At 75.1% G+C, this 1,882-nt stretch carries 3 protein-coding genes; all 3 read left to right on the plus strand.

Features of this window, described 5'->3' with window-relative positions:
• Positions 1-102: 102 nt before the first annotated feature.
• Positions 103-336, plus strand: a complete 234-nt coding sequence (locus tag FV230_RS27845) for a hypothetical protein (protein ID WP_147730013.1) — start codon at positions 103-105, stop codon at positions 334-336.
• 169 nt (positions 337-505) lie between these two features.
• Positions 506-709 (plus strand): hypothetical protein, encoded by a 204-nt coding sequence (locus tag FV230_RS27850; RefSeq protein ID WP_147844666.1) that lies wholly within the window; start codon positions 506-508, stop codon positions 707-709.
• A gap of 44 nt (positions 710-753) precedes the next feature.
• Positions 754-1,882 (plus strand): carbamoyltransferase N-terminal domain-containing protein (locus FV230_RS27855; RefSeq protein WP_281408344.1); only part of this gene is annotated, 1,129 nt, incomplete at its 3' end.

Genomic DNA, 1,882 nt, shown 5'->3' on the forward strand with positions numbered 1-1,882 from the left:
GGGCGCGGGCCGGCGCCCGGCCCGGCCTGCCGCATGCCGGCCTTCCGCGCCGTCCCGCGCACGCCGGGCCGCGTGATGCCGATGCCCCATCGAGATCGACGCATGACAGAACTCCTGCCGTCGGAGCGCACCGCTCAGACGCTGAAGCGCATCGCCACGGCCCTGGGCTGCACCGTCGAGGAGCTGGTGAGCACCCGGGAGGGCGGCTGCCCGGCCCAGGAAACCCGGGAGCTGCTGACGCTATGGGACGCGATCCGCAGCGACGCGGACCGCCGGATCGTGCTCGACACCGCCCGCGAGGTCGTGCGGGCGCAGGAGGCCTCCGCCGCGCCCTGAGGCCGGCGGCGGCTCCCGCGGCCAAGCCGCCACCTTATGATCGAGCGGCCGACTCGGGGCCAAGCGGCCAGGTTACGGCCAAGCTGCCATCTTGCGGCCCAGCCCGCCCCGGATGCTGTCGCCGACGGTCGCCGTCCGGACGAGGGCGGGACCACGAGGGGGCATCCCGATGACCGAATCCGTGCCGGCCCGCGCCGTGAAGGCCCACGACGAGCAGCGCCTGGAGCGCTCCGTCGCCGCGACGCTGCGGGTGATCGCCGCCGCCCATGCCGAGCGCGAGGCGCCCCCCGTCCACGCCGCCCGCCGGCGCCTCGGCGAGGTCTACGGCGCGACCCGCCTCGCCCGCCGGCTGGAGCGGGCGCAGCGCGCCTGACGGGAGGTTGCCGGGTCGGCGCCGCGGCGCTAACCCGATCCGCGATGCGGTATTATCTCGGCCTCGCCACCACCTTCCACGACCCGGCGCTCGCGCTGATCGGGCCCGACGGCACGGTCCTGTTCGCCGAGGGCGCCGAGCGCTTCCTGCAATACAAGCGCGCCCCGAACTGCGAGCCGGACCCGGCCACCCGCATGGTCGGGCTGCTCGCCGAGCTCGTGCCGGAAGGCTCCGAGCTCGTCGTCGCCTCGACCTGGGGCCAGCAATTCACCGAGTTCCTCGAGGGGCAGGGGCGCACCGGCGCCTTCACCCTCGAGGCCCTGGGCCGGCACGCGCCGGTGCTCAACCGCTCGTTCGTGCCCGAGCGCGCCGAGCGCATCTTCGTGGCCGAGATGGCGATCGCCCAGGCGCGCGCCGGCTACGGCACGCTGCTGGCCCTCGACCAGGAGACGCGGGGCCGGGGCGGCGCGGCGCGCGCGCGGATCGTGCGGCAGGACCGCTTCCCCCACCACCTCACCCACGCCGCCTACGCCCTGTGGGGCAGCCCGTTCTCGGACGCGACCGCGGTGATCGTCGACGGCATGGGCGAGACCGGCGCGGCCGCGCTCTACCGGATGGAGGCGGGCCGCATCGCCGAGGTGCGGCGCCACCGCGGCCGCGGCTCGGTCGGCTTCCTCTACGGGCTCGTCACGGACCTCGCCGGCTTCGACCAACTCAAGGGCGAGGAATGGAAGATCATGGGGCTCGCGCCCTACGGCCGCTCCGATCCCGCGCTCGTCGCGCAGCTGCGCCGCCTGTACACGGCGGAGGGCGGCCGCCTGAAGTTCACCGACGACGCCACCGTGCGCGACGTGGTCGCGACGATCCTGAGCCGCCGCCCGGCCGATCTCGGCGAGGCCGGCTGGGCCGATCTCGCCAGGAGCGGCCAAGAGGTGTTTTCGGAGTTGATGGACATCCTCGTCGCCGAGGCCTGGGCGCTCAGCCCGCACGAGAACCTGGTGATCGCCGGCGGCTGCGGCCTCAACTCCTCCTACAACGGGCGGGTGCTCGAGCGCTCGAGCTTTTCCCGCCTGCACGTGCCGTCCGCGCCGGGCGACGACGGCAACGCCGTCGGCGCGGCCTGGCTCGCCTACGCCGCCGACAACCCAGGCTGGACCGGGCCGGCGCCGGAGG

The sequence above is a fragment of the Methylobacterium sp. WL6 genome (assembly GCF_008040095.1).
Taxonomy (GTDB): Bacteria; Pseudomonadota; Alphaproteobacteria; order Rhizobiales; family Beijerinckiaceae; genus Methylobacterium.